At 59.8% G+C, this 18,045-nt stretch carries 13 protein-coding genes; 5 read left to right on the forward strand and 8 right to left on the reverse strand.

Annotated elements, in window-relative coordinates; genetic code table 11:
* Nucleotides 1-183 precede the first annotated feature (183 nt).
* From K6T12_RS01005 to K6T12_RS01030, 6 genes are all read right to left on the reverse strand, one after another.
* Nucleotides 184-1,704, reverse strand: a complete 1,521-nt coding sequence (locus K6T12_RS01005; protein ID WP_222218569.1) for an alanine/glycine:cation symporter family protein — start codon at nucleotides 1,702-1,704, stop codon at nucleotides 184-186.
* A 522-nt stretch (nucleotides 1,705-2,226) separates the two neighbouring features.
* On the reverse strand, nucleotides 2,227-2,694 hold the full coding sequence (locus K6T12_RS01010; protein WP_222218571.1) for a YehS family protein: 468 nt from the start codon (nucleotides 2,692-2,694) through the stop codon (nucleotides 2,227-2,229).
* Between the two features lie 282 nt (nucleotides 2,695-2,976).
* A complete protein-coding gene (gene gcvP / locus K6T12_RS01015; protein ID WP_222218573.1) occupies nucleotides 2,977-5,874 on the reverse strand; it encodes an aminomethyl-transferring glycine dehydrogenase in 2,898 nt (965 codons plus the stop codon).
* A gap of 223 nt (nucleotides 5,875-6,097) precedes the next feature.
* Nucleotides 6,098-6,490, reverse strand: a complete 393-nt coding sequence (gene gcvH, locus K6T12_RS01020) for a glycine cleavage system protein GcvH (protein WP_222218575.1) — start codon at nucleotides 6,488-6,490, stop codon at nucleotides 6,098-6,100.
* 94 nt (nucleotides 6,491-6,584) lie between these two features.
* A complete protein-coding gene (glyA, locus tag K6T12_RS01025) occupies nucleotides 6,585-7,880 on the reverse strand; it encodes a serine hydroxymethyltransferase (protein WP_222218576.1) in 1,296 nt (431 codons plus the stop codon).
* A gap of 50 nt (nucleotides 7,881-7,930) precedes the next feature.
* Complete coding sequence (locus K6T12_RS01030; protein ID WP_315853546.1) at nucleotides 7,931-9,310, reverse strand: L-serine ammonia-lyase; 1,380 nt, start codon at nucleotides 9,308-9,310, stop codon at nucleotides 7,931-7,933.
* Between the two features lie 321 nt (nucleotides 9,311-9,631).
* Between K6T12_RS01030 and K6T12_RS01035 the strand changes: the two genes are divergently transcribed.
* From K6T12_RS01035 to K6T12_RS01055, 5 genes are all read left to right on the forward strand, one after another.
* Nucleotides 9,632-10,279, forward strand: a complete 648-nt coding sequence (locus tag K6T12_RS01035) for a helix-turn-helix domain-containing protein (RefSeq protein ID WP_222218578.1) — start codon at nucleotides 9,632-9,634, stop codon at nucleotides 10,277-10,279.
* A gap of 1,867 nt (nucleotides 10,280-12,146) precedes the next feature.
* Entirely contained in the window at nucleotides 12,147-13,265 is a 1,119-nt protein-coding gene (gcvT, locus tag K6T12_RS01040; protein ID WP_222218580.1) for a glycine cleavage system aminomethyltransferase GcvT, read from the forward strand.
* A 239-nt stretch (nucleotides 13,266-13,504) separates the two neighbouring features.
* Nucleotides 13,505-14,476, forward strand: coding sequence for a lipoyl synthase (lipA, locus tag K6T12_RS01045; RefSeq protein ID WP_222218582.1), 972 nt, complete (start codon nucleotides 13,505-13,507; stop codon nucleotides 14,474-14,476).
* 1 nt (nucleotide 14,477) lies between these two features.
* Nucleotides 14,478-15,101, forward strand: coding sequence for a sarcosine oxidase subunit gamma family protein (locus tag K6T12_RS01050; protein ID WP_222218584.1), 624 nt, complete (start codon nucleotides 14,478-14,480; stop codon nucleotides 15,099-15,101).
* 62 nt (nucleotides 15,102-15,163) lie between these two features.
* Nucleotides 15,164-16,087: a homoserine kinase gene (locus K6T12_RS01055; RefSeq protein ID WP_222218586.1), complete on the forward strand. Its 924-nt coding sequence runs from the start codon at nucleotides 15,164-15,166 to the stop codon at nucleotides 16,085-16,087.
* A gap of 152 nt (nucleotides 16,088-16,239) precedes the next feature.
* On the opposite strand, the gene K6T12_RS21720 is transcribed toward K6T12_RS01055, so the two are convergent.
* Together K6T12_RS21720 and K6T12_RS01065 are read right to left on the reverse strand one after the other, a co-directional pair.
* Nucleotides 16,240-17,190 (reverse strand): AraC family transcriptional regulator, encoded by a 951-nt coding sequence (locus K6T12_RS21720; protein ID WP_222218588.1) that lies wholly within the window; start codon nucleotides 17,188-17,190, stop codon nucleotides 16,240-16,242.
* Nucleotides 17,191-17,517: 327 nt separating this feature from the next.
* On the reverse strand, nucleotides 17,518-18,021 hold the full coding sequence (locus K6T12_RS01065; protein WP_222218590.1) for a helix-turn-helix domain-containing protein: 504 nt from the start codon (nucleotides 18,019-18,021) through the stop codon (nucleotides 17,518-17,520).
* Nucleotides 18,022-18,045: the final 24 nt, after the last annotated feature.

An 18,045-nucleotide genomic window follows, 5' to 3' on the forward strand; every position in this document is an offset into this window, starting at 1 on the left:
GTTCGGCTAATCGTTCCCCTTGCCGGGCCGACAGTGGACTTTCACCACCAAGTCATCCGGCCGCCACCACGCGTACCGGAACAGCGCCAGTCAAGGCGCTACGCGCCATGCCTGGCGCACACAAACGAAAAGGGCGACCCTATGGTCGCCCTTTTGCTATCGCTGCATTAGCCCAAAGGGGTATCAGGCAGCTTTTTTCTCAGTTTCAGCCTGAGCTTCAGCTTCTTCCTTGGCCTGCTTGGCCCAGAAATCGGCATTCTTGATGCCCAGTTTTTCCGGATCGAAGGTGTAGCGAGCAACACCTGCCTTGCGCTGTGCCTCATAGTCTTTCAGCGCCAGCAGAGCCGGTTTCGCGGTAAAGAAGATGATCAGGATACCGACGATGTTCAACCAAGCCATCAGGCCGACACCCACGTCACCCAGGCCCCATGCCAGGTTGGCGGTCTTCACCGCACCGTAGAAGGTGGCCGCCATCAGACCGACCTTCAGAGCGCCGGTCAGACCTGGGATCTTAAAGGAACGCTGGATGTAGGCGATGTTGGTTTCCGCGATGTAGTAGTACGCCAGGATGGTGGTGAACGAGAAGAAGAACAGCGCGAACGCGATAAACGGATTACCGACGCCCGGCAATACCGACTCGATCGCCATCTGGGTGAACAACGGACCGTTAGCGGCAACGTCACCCGCCAGGTTCTGAACCAGGAAGGCTTCGCCGGCACCGTGCACGTTGTAAGCACCGGTGATCAGGATCATGAATGCCGTTGCGGAGCAGACGAACAGAGTATCGATGTAGACGGAGAACGCCTGTACCAGACCCTGCTGTGCCGGGTGCTCAACCTCTGCCGCCGCAGCCGCGTGAGGACCAGTACCCTGACCCGCTTCGTTGGAGTATACGCCGCGCTTGACGCCCCAGCCGATCGCCGCGCCCAGGCCCGCCATCGGAGTGAAGGCATCGCCGAGAATCATGCCGACGATCTCCGGCAGCATGTCGATGTTCAGCAGCACGATAACCGAGGCGATGATGATGTAGGCCAGCGCCATGAACGGAACCACCACCTGGGTGAAGTTCGCGATACGCTTAACACCACCGAAGATGATGAAGCCCAGGATCAGTACCACAACGGTGCCGGTCATGATCTTGGCAAAGCTGATGGTACCGATCGCCGTCTCGATCATGCTGCCGCTGCCGAAGGCAGCTTCCGCGGCATTACCGATACTGTTGGACTGAACGCCCGGCAGGAACAGGCCGCAGGCCATGATGGTAGCGATCGCGAAGATCCAGCCGAACCATTTCTGGCCCATCGCCTTCTCGAAGTAGAATGCCGGGCCGCCACGGTATTGGCCGTCCTGCTTCTCCTTGTAGATCTGTGCCAGGGTGGATTCGGTATAGGCCGTAGCAGCGCCCAGGAAGGCAACTACCCACATCCAGAACACCGCACCAGGACCGCCAAAACCGATCGCCGCGGCGACACCGGCAATGTTACCGGTACCGACTCGGCCTGACAGCGAAACCGCCAGCGCCTGGAACGAAGAGATACCATGTTCGGAGCTTTTGCCCGACAGGAGCAGCTTCCACATTTCGCCGAACATCCGCACTTGGACGAAACGGGTCATGATGGAGTAGAAGAGACCGGCGCCCAGGCACAGGTAGATCAGTGCCGGACTCCAGATGATGCCATTCATGAAATCAACAAAAGATTGCAAGGGTGGGTCCTCCCGTATGCCAGCGCTTAATGCGCTGTGCTTATTAGATTTATTATTGGGGGGCCAATTTTAATGGCGGCAGCTCAACATATTTTCATGAATTGGAGGCTCATTCATGAATTTATCCTGCATCCAAGCCATACTTTAGCGAATATAGCCTTGACATGAATTTTTATAAATCATTGTTATAAGACTTTGGTATGACTACAGATCGAATAATAAGGAATATCACCCGGCTGACAGCCAGGCACGCCAGGAACCGGAAGATGAATGAGTGTGCAGCGCGAGCCTGAAGACTCAGGCGGACCGACGATCAGGACGGCGTTCATGGCTCGATGGCGTCGGGCTCAGGCCGGTAATCCGGCGGAATTCGCGATTGAAGTTGGATTTGGCCGGTCGCTATCGTTTCAACCGATAACGGTATGCTGACCAGCAACCGGCACGACAGCGACACCGCCCAGCGAGCTGGCACCAGCCTGACCTGGCCGATGCCCGAAGACTTTTAAGACAAGACGTTGGCGATCAGGACGGCGCCTGAAGTTGTGCCTCCAGACCGACCAGCAACGCGCGCAGCATCTGGTCACTGCAAGCCTTGTAATGCTTATGCTGTTCATTGCGGAACAGTGCTCGCAGCTCCGGCCGACTCAGCTCTACACCACCCTGCTGGAAAGCCTGCAACATCGCCGGCTCCTGCAGATCCAGCGCGATACGGATCTTCTTCAGCACCGCATTGTTGGTCAGCTTGACGATCTGCGGTGCCGGGGCATTGGTATCGCGCGGCCCGCGTCGTTCGGTGATCAATCCGTCGAGAAAAGCGACCAGCCGCTCATCCCAGCATTTCAGGAAATCCGGCTCATGGTCCTTCAACAACATCCGTTGCAACTCGTCCGCTGCCAGTTCACAGCCGCCAAGCTGGAACAGCGCCAGCATCTGTTCCTCGCCAAGCTCTAGAGTGGAGGTAAGCCGGCGCAGGATTTCGTTGGTAATCATCGCTATCTCGTCTGGTTAATCCTAAAGAGCGGCGCACTATAGCATGACGGTACGCCAAAGGGAGCGCGCTTCCTGTTGCCCATAGCACGAAGCTCTAAGCAAAAAAAACGGCCACCCTCTAGGCAGCCGTACAAAGCCATATTGCTTTTACAGGTGCAACGGCTCGTCACCGCTGCGGTTCACGCCTGACAAACGTGAACGGGGGATGCCCGGCCGGACCGAAAAAGTCCCGCTCCGACCGGAATGGCTACGGCACCCCAAAGGCTGCCGCAGCCGGGTTCATCAAGCCTGCTCGTCGTCGCGGTACGCGTCGATGCTCGGGCAGGAGCAGATGAAGTTACGGTCGCCGTACACGTTGTCGACGCGGTTGACCGCCGGCCAGAACTTGGCAGCACGCGCAGACTCGGACGGGAACACCGCCTCTTCACGGCTGTACGGACGGCTCCAGTCGCCCATCACGTCGGCCTGGGTGTGCGGCGCGTTGCACAGCGGGTTGTTATCCGCCGGCAGTGAACCGTTCTGCACCCGCTCGATCTCGCCACGGATCTTGACCATCGCATCGATGAAGCGATCCAGCTCGGCCTTGGATTCGGATTCGGTCGGCTCGATCATCAGCGTACCCGCTACCGGGAACGACATGGTCGGCGCGTGGAAACCGTAGTCCATCAGACGCTTGGCGATATCCTCCTCGGTCACGCCGGAGGCTTCCTTGATCGGACGGATATCGACGATGCACTCGTGCGCCACCTTGTTATTGCGGCCACGATAGAGGATCGGGTAATGCTCAGACAGCTTCTCGGCCAGGTAGTTGGCGCCCAGAATTGCGTTCTGGGTAGAGTTCTTCAGACCGTCCTTACCCAGCATCCGGTTGTACATCCAGGTGATCGGCAGGATGGATGCGGAACCGTACGGCGTTGCAGCGACCGCGCCGTTTTCCGGGTTCAGGCCTTCAACCGGGCTCACCTTGTGGCTGGCCAGGAACGGTGCCAGATGGCTCTTGACGCCGATCGGCCCCATGCCCGGACCACCGCCACCGTGCGGGATGGCGAAGGTCTTGTGCAGGTTCAGGTGAGAGACGTCGGAGCCGATCATGCCCGGCTTGGAGATGCCGACCTGCGCGTTCATGTTGGCGCCGTCCATGTACACCTGACCACCGTGCTTGTGGATGATCTGGCAGATCTCGACGATATCCTCTTCGTAGACACCGTGGGTCGACGGATAGGTGATCATCAGGCAGGACAGGTTTTCCGCGTGCTGCTCGGCTTTTTCCGCCAGATCCGCCACGTCGACGTTACCTTTCTCGTCACAGGCGGTGACGATGATCTTCATATCCATCATCGCCGCGGACGCCGGGTTGGTGCCGTGCGCGGAAGACGGGATCAGGCAGACGTTACGGTGCCCTTCACCGATCGATTCCTGGTACTTACGGATCGCCAGCAGGCCGGCGTATTCGCCGGAGGCACCGGAGTTCGGCTGCAGCGAGACCTTGTCGTAGCCGGTGATCTCAACCAGCTGATCTTCCAGCTGATGCAGCATCGCGTGATAACCCTGAACCTGATCGGCCGGTGCAAACGGGTGCATGTTGGAGAATTCCGGCCAGGTCACCGGGATCATCTCGGCGGTGGCGTTCAGCTTCATGGTGCAGGAGCCCAGCGGGATCATGCCGTGCACCAGCGAGTAGTCCTTGTTCTCCAGACGCTTCATGTAACGCAGCATCTCGGTCTCGGACTGGTAGCTGTTGAAAGTCGGGTGGCTCAGAATCGCATCTTCGCGACGCTGCTCTGCAGCGATACCGGTCGCTTCGCCACCGGTGATGCGGGCGTCGATCGCCGCAATCTCCAGACCGTGACCTTCGCCCAGCACGACATCGAACAGCTCGGCCACATCGGCCGCGCGAGTGGTTTCGTCCAGGCTGATACCCAGGCGACCGTCACCGAAGTTGCGCAGGTTGCAGCCGGCGTCCAGCGCGCGCTGGTAGATTGCATCAGCGTCGTCAGCGGTCAGCGTCAGGGTGTCGAAGTAGCTGTCGGTTACCTGGACGCCCTTCTCTGCCAGCCCCTTGGCCAGAATCGCGGCCAGCCGGTGCACGCGCTCGGCAATGGTCTTCAGGCCGTCCGGACCGTGGTAGACCGCGTAGAAGCTTGCCATGTTGGCCAGCAGCGCCTGAGCGGTACAGATGTTGGAAGTCGCCTTCTCACGACGGATGTGCTGCTCACGGGTCTGCATCGCCATGCGCAACGCCTGGTTACCGCTGGAGTCGACGGAGACACCGATGATACGGCCCGGCACGGAGCGCTTCAGCTTCTCGCTGGCAGCGAAGAAAGCGGCGTGAGGACCACCAAAGCCCATCGGCACACCGAACCGCTGTGCGGAACCCAGCACCACGTCGGCACCCAGCTCGCCCGGCGATTTCAGCAGCACCAGCGCCAGCAGGTCAGTCGCTACGGCGACCATCGCCTGCTGTTCTTTGGCTTTCTCGATCAGGGCTTTCAGATCGCTGATCTCACCGGTGGTACCCGGGTACTGCAGCTGGGCACCAAAGACGTCGTAGTCGGCCAGCTTGTCAGCGGAATCGACCACGATGTCGTAACCGAAGTATTCGGCACGGGTCTTGATCACGTCCAGGGTCTGCGGGTGAACGTCGTCGGCGACGAAATAGCTGTTGCTCTTCTTGCGGTTGGAGCGCTTGCACAGCGTCATCGCTTCAGCAGCAGCGGTCGCCTCATCCAGCAGGGAGGCGTTGGCCAGATCCATGCCGGTCAGGTCCATTACCATCTGCTGGAAGTTCAGCAACGCCTCCAGGCGGCCCTGGGCGATCTCCGGCTGGTACGGCGTGTAAGCGGTGTACCAGCCCGGGTTTTCCATCACGTTGCGCAGAATCACATTCGGCACCAGGGTGTTGTAGTAACCCATACCGATGTAGGACTTGTTGACCTTGTTCTGCGAGGCCAGGGCTTTCAGCTCCGCCAGTGCTTCAGCTTCGGTCACGCCGGTCGGCATATCCAGGGCATCGTCCAGACGGATCGAATCCGGTACGGTCTGCTCGATCAGTGCATCCAGGGAATCAACGCCCAGCTCGGCCAGCATCGCCTGCTGCTCGGCGGCATCAGAACCAACATGACGACGAGTAAACTCGGAATTCTGTTCCAGTTCACTCAGTGCGCGAGTTTCAACAGCCATAGTAGTAAACCTGTCAGAGGCCTTGCTGCCGGCTGTGTCAGCCTGACGGCAGTAAGGCTAGAATTAAACAAACCCCGGTTGTCCACCACCGGGCTCCCTAGCGAGCCCGGTGGCGACAAACAGGGTGCGGGGTCGGCCTGCACTCCTCCCCCGCTTTGCTTCGAAGAGTCGATCGGAGGACAGTTAGTGCGGGACTGCACCTATTCACAGTCCCGCACTACGATCAACCCTCTTCGGCAACTTTTGCCTGGTACGCATCAGCGTCCAGCAGGGCTTCCAGCTCAGCGGCATCAGCAACTTTGATCTTGGCGATCCAGCCACCTTCGTACGCTTCTTCGTTGACGGTTTCCGGGGCGTCTTCCAGCGCTTCATTGACGGCAACCACTTCGCCGCTGATCGGCGCGTAGATGTCGGACGCCGCTTTTACGGATTCCACCAGAGAGAACTCTTCACCTGCATTCACTTCACGGCCGATTTCCGGCAGTTCGACGAACACCACGTCGCCCAGCAACTCCTGAGCGTGGTCGGAGATACCAACGGTTACTGTGCCGTCACCGTTGTCCAGCACCCACTCGTGAGACGCGGCGTATTTCAGGTTAGAAGGTACGTTGCTCATGATAACTCTCTCTTAATTCTTTGAATTTATTGGCATTCAACTGGGGAGCAGCCACTCCCCGATCGAGCTTCAGCTCAAATTCGTCTATGCAAACTCAGCGGTACAGCGGGAACTTCTTGCACAGATCGGCCACCTTGGCACGAACCTCTGCTTCCACCGCGCCGTTATCTTCCGGATTAGCCGCCAGGCCGTCCAGCACATCACCGATCAGGTTACCGATCAGGCGGAATTCCTCGACACCGAAACCGCGAGAGGTACCGGCCGGCGTACCCAGACGGATACCGGAGGTCACCATCGGCTTTTCCGGATCGAACGGGATACCGTTCTTGTTGCAGGTGATGCCGGCACGCTCCAGCGCCTCTTCGGTCGCATTGCCTTTCAGCCCTTTCGGACGCAGGTCAACCAGCATCAGGTGGGTATCGGTACCGCCGGTGACGATATCGCAACCACGCTCAACCAGGGTTTCAGCCAGTACCTTGGCGTTCTCGACGACACGCTGGATGTAGCCTTTGAACTCCGGGCGCAGCGCTTCACCGAAGGCAACCGCCTTGGCGGCGATCACGTGCATCAACGGACCGCCCTGCAGACCCGGGAATACCGCAGAGTTGATCTTCTTGCCCAGTTCCAGGTCGTTGGACAGGATCATGCCGCCACGCGGACCGCGCAGGGTCTTGTGGGTGGTAGTGGTCACCACGTGAGCGTGCGGCAGCGGACTCGGGTGAACGCCGGTAGCGATCAGGCCGGCGATGTGCGCCATGTCGACCATCAGGTAGGCACCGACCTTGTCGGCGATGGCGCGGAAACGGGCGAAATCGATTTCGCGCGGAATCGCGGAACCACCGGCAACGATCAGCTTCGGCTGGCACTCTTCAGCCAGCTTCTCGACCTCGTCGTAGTCGATCCGCTGCGTCTCTTTGGATACGCCGTACTGAACGGCGTTGAACCACTTACCGGACTGAGCCGGACGGGCACCGTGAGTCAGGTGACCACCGGCATCCAGCGACATACCCATGATGGTGTCGCCCGGCTGCAGCAGGGCCATGAACACCGCGCCGTTGGCCTGGGCGCCGGAGTGCGGCTGAACGTTGACATATTCGCAGTTGAACAGCTGCTTGGCACGATCAATCGCCAGTGCTTCCGCTACATCGACGTATTCACAACCACCGTAGTAACGGCGACCGACGTAACCTTCGGCGTACTTGTTGGTCAGCACAGTACCCTGCGCCTGCATCACCGCTTTGGAGACGATGTTCTCAGACGCGATCAGCTCGATCTGATCTTCCTGGCGACGGAACTCGTCGTCGACCGCTTTCAGCAACGCGGCGTCGGCGGCGGCCAGATCCTGGGTAAAAAACTGTTCGGTTTCGCTGTTCTGATACAGATTGCTCATGGTTTCTGTCTCAACTGGTTATTGTTCTAAAGAGCCTGCCAACAGGCCGATTAACAGGCCACCACGTTCACGGCCAGGCCGCCGGTGGAGGTTTCCTTGTATTTGTCCTGCATATCCACGCCGGTCTGGCGCATGGTCTCGATCACCGAGTCGAGCGACACGTGGTGCTCGCCGGTACCGCGCAACGCCAGCCGGGCCGCGTTGATCGCCTTGACCGCACCCATGGTGTTGCGCTCGATGCAGGGTACCTGTACCAGACCGCCGATCGGGTCGCAGGTCAGGCCCAGGTTGTGTTCCATGCCGATCTCGGCGGCATTCTCAACCTGGGTGATGGTGCCGCCCAGTACCGCGCAGAGCGCACCGGCCGCCATCGAGCAGGCCACACCGATCTCACCCTGGCAGCCCACTTCGGCGGCGGAGATCGACGCGTTGGTCTTGTACAGCATGCCGATCGCCGCCGCGGTGGTCAGGAAGGTCTTGATCCCCTCCTCGTTGGAACCCGGCACGAAACGATCGTAGTACGCCAGCACCGCCGGGATCACACCGGCCGCACCGTTGGTCGGTGCAGTCACCACCCGGCCGCCGGCGGCATTCTCTTCGTTGACCGCGATGGCGAACAGGTTGACCCAGTCCATCACGGTCAGGTGATCTTTCAGCGCCTTCTCCGGCTGCTCGATCAACTCGCGGCGCAGTTCATGGGCGCGGCGCTTGACGTGCAGGCCACCCGGCAGCTCGCCGGTCTGCTCGCAACCACGGCGGATGCAGCCGTCCATCACCTGCCAGATCTGCATCAGCTTGCGGCTGACTTCGTCCTTATCGGTATGGGAATACTCATTGGCCAGCACCAGCTCGGCGATACTCATCTGGTGCTCTTTACACAGCACCAGCAGCTCGGCGGCATTGTTGAAGTGGAACGGCACGCTGGTCCGGCCACCGCTGACAGCCCCCTTGGTCGCTTCGGCATCGCTCAACACGAAACCGCCGCCGACCGAATAGAAAATGTTGTCGTGCACGATAATGCCGGCGTCGTCGAACGCCTGAAAACGCATGCCGTTGGGATGCTTCGGCAGGGACTCGCCGAAATTGAACGGCAGATGGACCTCCGGATCGAAGGTGATCTGCTTTTTACCGTCCAGGTTCAGCTGGTGATCGTTGCGGATCTGCTCGACGTAGACCGGCACCATGTCCGGGTCGACCGTATCGGGCTGTTCGCCCATCAGACCAACCATCACCGCGATATCGGTGGCGTGACCTTTACCGGTCATCGCCAGGGAGCCGTAGAGGTGTACTTTTACAGCCTGGGTCTTGTCGAACTGGCCATTTGCATGCAGTTCATCGAGGAAGCGGTTTGCCGCCACCATCGGGCCGACCGTATGGGAACTGGACGGACCGATACCGATTTTAAACAGGTCGAAAATGCTCAGCAGCATTGCCTGATGCCTCCGGTTTATTGTTATCTCTGCCACCGACCCTGCACTTTCTGCCCTCTGCAGGTGGACCTGTGTTCGGTCCTGTCTGTGGCGGGGGCCACCCGACTCTCATCCTTATATATGAGGCTGGATTCAGCCACGAACCCTGTGTGGGTTACCTGTGATTCAGACTAGCAACAGTTTTCACATCTGGCAACAAATATTTCCTATAGGAAACTTCGTACACCGATTTTCAGGTATACTTAGATTTGTCCACCGATAGGGACTGACCTTTATATAGATGAGTACAGCGCGCCTTGCGCGGTACGGGAGAGTTTGCCGATGTCTGACGAACCGCACTTCTTGATAGAAGAGAAGGAAAAGACCTCTGACCAGGGGAAACTGACACTGGCCAGCGGCGAAGCGACCCTGGAACCGCTGGAGCTGGGCAAGCGGGTCAAGGAGATACGACTGAGCCAGAACCTGACACTGGAAGAAGCCAGCAAGCGCACCGGCCTGGCCCGCTCTACGCTGTCGAAGATCGAGAACGAACAGATTTCGCCGACCTTTGCCGCGGTCCAGAAGCTGGTCCAGGGGCTCGGCATCGATATCCCGCAGCTGTTCGCCAAACCGACCGAGCAGCGCGCCCAGGCCTCCGGCCGGCGTGATATCACCCGCTTGGGCGAAGGCAAGCCGCATCCGACACCGACCTACGAGCATGAACTACTGGCGACCCAGCTGAGCCAGAAGAAGATGATCCCCTATCGCACCCGGGTCTGTGCCCACAGCTTCAGCGAATACCAGGATTGGGTACGTCACGACGGTGAGGAGTTCCTGTTCGTACTGAGTGGCTCGGTGCAGCTGTATACCGAGTTCTATGAACCTGTTGAGCTACACAGTGGCGACTCGGCCTACTATGACTGCGACATGGGGCACGCGCTGGTCTCCACCAGCGAGGAGGACGCGGTGGTGCTCTGGGTGACCGCCTGATAATCCCCCCCTATAAAAAACGGGCCGCCACCGGGCGCTTTTGCCCCAGGCGGCTAGCCACTCCATGCACCGTAGAAGCGGTTCCGGCCGGGTAGATTCATTCGCAACCCAGCCTTACCCCCAGTCGCCCTCGGAGCGGGCTGCTACGCCGAAAGCCCGTAGCAACGGGCTTGGCATGCCCTTTGGGTACCGACCGCGACCTGTATCGGGATTCGTAGCAAGTTTCCGGTCGCCGTCGAAGCGCACTGCTGCGCCGAAAGCCCGTAGCAGCGGGCTTGGCATGCCCTTTGGGTACCGACCGCGACCTGTATCGGGATTCGTAGCAAGTTTCCGGTCGCCGTCGAAGCGGGCTGCTACGCCGAAAGCCCGTAGCAACGGGCTTGGCATGCCCTTTGGGTACCGACCGCGACCTGTATCGGGATTCGTAGCAAGTTTCCGGTCGCCGTCGAAGCGCACTGCTACGCCGAAAACCCGTAGCAGCGGGCTCCGACCGCGACCTTTATCTAGATTCGCACCAGGCTTTCGGCCGCGCTCGGCACCTGCGGGCATAAAAGCGGGCCGCCACGAGACACTGCCCCGCTAAGAAGCCAGCCCGCAACCAACACGCGGATCGCAGGCGCGGTTCCGGCCGGGTAGATTCATTCGCAACCCAGCCTTCCCCCCAGTCGCCCTCGGAGCGGGCTGCTACGCCGAAAGCCCGTAGCAACGGGCTTGGCATGCCCTTTGGGTACCGACCGCGACCTGTATCGGGATTCGCAGCAAGTTTCCGGTCGCCGTCGAAGCGCACTGCTACGCCGAAAGCCCGTAGCAGCGGGCTTGGCATGCCCTTTGGGTACCGACCGCGACCTGTAACGGGATTCGTAGCAAGTTTCCGGTCGCCGTCGAAGCGGGCTGCTACGCCGAAAGCCCGTAGCAACGGGCTTGGCATGCCCTTTGGGTACCGACCGCGACCTGTATCTAGATTCGCACCAGGCTTTCGGCTGCGCTCGGCACCTGCGGGCATAAAAGCGGGCCGCCACGAGACACTGCCCCGCTAAGAAGCCAGCCCGCAACCAACACACGGATCGCAGGCGCGGTTCCGGCCGGGTAGGTTCATCCGCAACCCAGCCTTCCCCCCAGTCGACCTCGGAGCGGGCTGCTACGCCGAAGACCCGTAGCAACGGGCTTGGCATGCCCTTTGGGTACCGACCGCGACCTATATCGGGATTCGTAGCAAGTTTCCGGCCGGATAGATTCATATGCGACCCGGCCTGAAACCCATACCAGCCTTGGCTGCCCGCGGACATAACACGCGGGCTACCACGCCAACCACCGCCATTACGCGGCCTGCCAGATAAAAAACCGTGCCCGATGCGCAAATTTTGGTTGCAATGCGTTTCCCCATCCACTAATTTTGTTTCCTATAAGAAACTTGATTCCCCGATTTGGCTTATCAGTTTCTTACGGCGGCCTCAGACGTCAATGCGGAACAAAGATCCTGCAGCCAAACGACCGCCACGGCCACCCCGGATACGCCGAGGCCTGCTTTACTGTTAACAACGGCACACGCCGCCCAACACCGGAGTCGCACCAGAATCGCCCGCCCTGCCCTGCTGCAGCGGTGATACCGATAACAATAAGAAGAGAGCCAACGCATGAGCACCCTCATATCACCCACCAGGCAAGTGCCCAGCGAGATATGCAGCCTGCTAACCTGCCAGACCGGCGGGTTGCATATCTCACTGAACATTTAGCCGTTCAAATGTTTTTCCTGTCCGCGACAGTTAAGCAATCGGCCTGCTCTGTTGCTGTCCGGTGACCGGCCACGCCGGTCGCCGGGACAGGAGTTTTAATTCAACCGCCGTAACTGAATCTAGAGAGAAACGAGATGTCAGAAAATCTGCTGAAAACCCCGCTGTTTGATCTGCATGTCGAGCTGGGCGCCAAAATGGTTCCCTTCGCCGGTTATGAGATGCCGGTGCAGTACCCGCTGGGCGTAAAGAAAGAGCACCTGCACACCCGTGAGCAGGCTGGCCTGTTCGATGTTTCTCACATGGGCCAGGTCAAGCTGACCGGCGCCAACGCCGCCGCTGCGCTCGAGAAGCTGGTACCGGTCGACATCATCGACCTGCCGGTTGGCAAGCAGCGTTACGCGCTGTTCACCAACGACGAAGGCGGCATCATGGATGACCTGATGGTCACCAACTACGGCGACTATATCTATGTCGTGGTCAACGCAGCCTGCAAAGACCAGGATATCGCCCACATGCGTGCCAACCTGGGTGAAGGTGTGGAGCTGGAAGTGCTGGACGACCGTGCACTGGTTGCCGTCCAGGGCCCGACAGCAGCTGCGGCGATCGCCCGTATCCAGCCGGCCGTCAACGACATGGTGTTCATGGATTCCCGCATCATGGAGATCGACGGTGTCGAGTGCTTCGTATCCCGTTCCGGCTATACCGGCGAAGACGGTTTTGAAATCTCCATTCCGGCCGCTGACGCTGATCGGCTGACCCGCCTGTTCCTGGCACAGCCGGAGATCGAAGCGATCGGCCTGGGTGCCCGCGACTCACTGCGCCTGGAATCCGGTCTGTGCCTGTACGGCCACGATATCGATACCACCACCACCCCGCTGGAAGGCAGCCTGATCTGGGCGATCTCAAAGAACCGTCGTGCCGACGGCGAGCGTGCCGGTGGCTTCCCGGGTGCCGACAAGATCTTCGATCAGATCGCCAACAAGAACTGGACCCGCAAGCGCATCGGCCTGATCGGCGAAGGCCGTGCACCGGTTCGCGAAGGCACCAAGCTGTTCGACGCCAACGACAACGAGATCGGCGTGGTTACCTCCGGCACCTACGGCCCGACCGTAGAGGCACCGGTGGCGATGGGTTACGTGGCAACCGAGTTCAGCGCGCTGGACACCCAGGTGTTCGCCGACGTCCGTGGCAAGAAGCTGCCGATGACCGTTGCCCGCATGCCGTTCATCGAACAGCGCTACTACCGCGGTTAATTGCTTACCGAAGCGTAACCGGCACGGTGAATACCATGCCGGAGCCAGCCCGGCGCTGCGACGCCGGGCTATCAAACAGGCAGTTAATTAGGTACTGGTTGTGAGCCCGCTGCTGCGATGCCGTAACAGCCCGCTCTGAGGGCGACCCGCAGCGAACACCGCTACTGAACTGAGTCGCTACCTAAGTTAACCGCCTGTTTACCCATTGAATTTTCGATCCACTCCTGTTGGAGGTTCCTATGGACCTGATCCCGTTACGAGAACTGAAAGGCGAATCCAAGATGGCGAAACTGCGCCATAAGCCGGACCCTAACCGTCCCCGTCTGCGCAAACCGGAGTGGATCCGCATCGACGCCCACAGCAACGCCAAAAACGTCAGCAAGGTGAAACAGCAGCTGCGTGGCGCCAAGCTGCACACCGTCTGCGAGGAAGCCTCCTGCCCCAACCTGGCGGAGTGTTTCAGCAAGAAAACCGCCACATTTATGGTCATGGGTGCAATCTGTACCCGTCGCTGTCCGTTCTGCGACGTCGCTCACGGCCGGCCGATGGCGCTTGACCCGGAAGAACCGCGTCACGTGGCAGAAACCATCCAGCAGCTCGGCCTGCGCTACGTGGTGATCACCTCGGTAGATCGCGACGACCTGCGCGATGGTGGCGCGGCGCATTTCTCGGCCTGCGTACGCGAAGCCCGGGCGCTGAACGACAATCTGAAAGTGGAGATCCTGGTACCGGATTTCCGCGGCAAGATGGACGCGGCGCTCGACGCGCTGTCGACCGACCTGCCTGACGTACTGAACCATAACCTGGAAACGGTGCCTAGCCTGTATGACCGGGTCCGCCCGGGTGCCGATTACCACTGGTCGCTGAACCTGCTGTACCAGTACAAGCGCCTGCATCCGCAGGTGACCACCAAATCTGGCCTGATGGTCGGCCTGGGCGAAACAAAAGACGAGATGCTCAAGGTCATGAAAGACCTGCGCGCCAATGGCGTGGATATGCTGACCATCGGCCAGTACCTGCAACCGAGCAAGCACCATCTGGCGGTTGAAGAGTACGTGACGCCGGAGCAGTTCAAAGAGTATGAAGTGCTCGGTTATGAACTGGGCTTCGAAAACGTCGCCAGTGGCCCGATGGTACGCTCCTCTTACCACGCAGACCTGCAGGCCAGCGGCATGGACATGGTTGGCCAGTTCGAACCGGAGGCGAAATGAGATGACCGGTCCGATTGAACTACAAGCGGGCCAGACCGCTGAGCTGCCGATGATCGCCAGCCCGCTGGCCCACCTGAACATCAATGTTCAGTTCGACAGCCGTTACGCCGTCAGCGGACTGATGGTGCGCGAGCAACCGTTTATCGGCGAACTGAAGCTGGACACCGACCCCGACAACCTGGCGCTGCTGATTGCGGTCGGCGAGGTGATGGGCGTGCAACAACCACTGACGGTAACCCGCCTCAGCTGCATCGGTTCGCTGGCGATCCTCTGGCTGGATGCCCATCACTGGCTGGTACTGCCGACACCGGGCCGCAATCTGACGGTACAGGAGGCGCTGGAGGAAACCTTTGGCGACGACCTGCAGATCGACCAGCAGGACGGCCAGCAGAGACTGCGACTTAGCGAAGCGGCGATCCGCTACCTGCTGGAGAGCCAGAACACCCGCGAAGAACACCGCGACGGCGTGGCAAGACGTAGCGCCGCACATCATCAACTGAAGGAACAGGGCGTGCAGCTGCTGCCGCTGAGTGACAGCCATGACATCCTGGTGCGCCAGAGCTGTGCCGACCAGCTCTGCCAGTGGCTGAGCCGCAAGGAACTCAAACTCGCCGCCAACGGCTGAATCCCGTAGTAACGGGCCGCCCCCTGCACGGACTGGTGGCCCGCTGAAGGACCCAGAGGACTATGTCGATCTATACCCCCGTCGAGCGGCCGGAGCTCGAAGCCTACCTGACTCACTACCAGGTCGGCACCTTGCAGGATTTCCGCGGCATCGAAGCCGGCGTCGAAAACACCAACTATTTTGTCACCACCAGCGCTGGCGAATTCGTACTGACGCTGGTCGAGTCGGTCAGCGCCGACAAACTGCCGTTCATTCTCGGTTTCGTCGACCACCTGGCCAGCAGCGGATTGGCCTGCGCCCAACCGATCCATCTTAATGACAGCGCCCTGTTCGGCCAACTCAACAACCGCCCGGCGGTACTGATGAACCGGCTCAGCGGTGCCCCGCTCGATACGCCAACGTTTAACCAATGCAGCACCATCGGCGCCACCCTGGCCCGCAGCCATCAACTGGCCGGCGAACTGCCGGTCGATCAGTACGTGCATCTGCACCAGTGGTGTACCGAAACCGCCGCCCCGATCCTGCCCTTGCTGGATGATGCCGATAAAGATCTGCTGCAACACGCATTGATGGATGCCGGCCAGATTCCCTGGACCAACCTGCCGCAGGGACCGATCCATGGCGACCTGTTCCCCGACAACGCGCTGTTCGACGGCGAGCGGCTGAGCGGACTGATCGATTTCTACCACAGCTGCTCGGCACCCTTTCTATACGATCTCGCGGTTACCCTGAATGCCTGGTGCTACGACGAGGTCAGCGGCCAGTACGATCAGACCAAGGCGGACGCGCTGCTCACCCGCTATCAGGCCCGCCGGTCGCTGAGCGACGAGGAACAGCAGTGGCTGCCGGCGATGCAGCAGGTCGCCGCGCTGCGTTTCTGGCTATCGCGCCTGCGCGACAAGCTGTTCCCGAAGGATGGCGCACTGGTCACCGTCAAGGACCCGGCCGGCAAACGGGGTCTGTTAAATCTGTTGCGCAACGCGTAGTAAACGCACTGATTAATGTTGGCGCCCCGGGTGGCGCCCGACAGCCAGCGCAACACACTGCGAATCATACAGGGTTGGCTCCGGCGGGCAGAACCAGCCGACCAGCAGCCCGCAGGGTTCCATTGCGGGTAAACCAGCGGAGGCGGGGCCGCTCATAGCGGCTGTAACTCGCGCTGCGCCACCACCTCCGCATGATAAGCACGAGGCGTCAGGCCAAAGTGGCGCTTGAACGCCCGGTTAAAACTGCTTTGACTCCTGAAGCCACAGTCTTCAGCCAGTTGCGCCAGTTTCAGCGGCGGCTGCGCATGGCTCAGCTGCACGGCCGCCGCTTCCAGTCGTACGGTGCGCAGATAATCGCTGAAGCTGGTACCGTGGCGCGCCAGAATTCGTTGCACGTAACGTCGGCTCAGGTGCAGCTGTATGGCGAGCCGGGTCAGCGAGAATTCGGCATTACCGTATTCAGCATTGATCAGATCGAAAATACGGCCTCGGTGGACCGCCGTCATGTCGCAGCCATTGTTCTCGGCGCCGTTCAGCACGGTGATCAGCTCCAGGTTCAGCAAGCTGACAATCTGCTCGCTAAACAACTGCCCCTGCCGTTCACCAATACACTGTCCCAATGCCAGGCTGTCACTGCAGTAGCGCCAGAGCATCTGTACCACCGGCGACGCGGGGTTCAGTGCCAGTGGACAGGTCCGTTGAAGCGCAGGCAGCTTTTGCTGCAGATCGGCGGTGGGAATACTGATCGTCAAAACCTCCTGCCCGACCAGCACAGCGTCAACGCCTGCGCGATAGAGGAACGGTTCGCCCGGCTGGAAACATCTTTGAATGTTGCCAACCCGGAGCCTGGCCGCTTTACTCGGAAAGACCAGCATGTAGCCGCTGTCATCGATACCCGCAGCGCCGCTGCCGGCACACTGTGACTGATGCGCGGCGCAGAGAGGCTGCGCTAACCAGATATTGCCCAGCCGCAATCTGGCGCAACCTTGCGGATCATCTGATTCAGGCACGAGATCCGAACCGGATACCGCCCTTGCTTCCCTCGCGTCACTCTGGAACCTCGCCCCCGCGATTAGAGAATTGGCCTTATCCTTAATCCACACAGCTGCCTCCTATACAGCGCTGATCAACCTCACTGAACGGCAGCTATACACTGCGGCTGATGAAGTCGGTTAGGGCCAGCGATCCAACGATCGCCGGACCACTCAGATACCCTATTAAGACCGATTCTAGCCGGTGCGGATTTTGGCAAATCAAATAATAGTTTTGGCAAATCAAATAAGCGGGAAAAATGTCTGACGGATCAACAGCCAAAGCAGACGCTGGGCGCTCTCTAGTTCCATGTAGCCCGCCATGCGGCACTACTCACCCATACCTGCCCTGGCGGGATTCACGGCAGAACTTACATCCAGGTTAAGAAACCAGGCAGGCTATACATGAGGATTTACGCTAAGCCATAGCCGATCGGCTCGGCGCAGTGTGCGCTCAGATAGTTTATCTGCATGGCCATGCTCACTCTCGCTGCCATCAGGTTCGGGCACGACATAAGCCACTGTATTTTCGTGTATCTGGGCATAGTCAAAAGCGCTCTGTTGGCTCCAGCACTGCCCGGACGGCTGTGCATAGGAAGGCAGACAACCGCGTCGTTCAACCTCATTCCACATCGGCGGACAATATCGGTTCGGCGAAAAAGCCTCACGCTTCGGTGCCATCAGCTCCGTTGGCGGTAGCGAAAAGAATTCCGCCAGGTCCCGCGCGGTACGATAGGTCACGGGCTTCCCCGTTTCGGCTCGCTTGAGGGTCGCCAGCGAAACCTTCAGGCGTTTTTTCTCGCACTCGTAGGAGAGAGCTTCCTGACTATAGCCGAGCTGCTTGCGGCGGGCCTTCAATTTGCGGGTATCAAGCACAACCTTTCCATCCATGGTGGCATCCATCCTGATAATGCTCCTTATGCTGTC

Origin of the sequence: Marinobacterium arenosum (assembly GCF_019795155.1) — a bacterium.
Classification (GTDB): domain Bacteria; phylum Pseudomonadota; class Gammaproteobacteria; order Pseudomonadales; family Balneatricaceae; genus Marinobacterium_C; species Marinobacterium_C arenosum.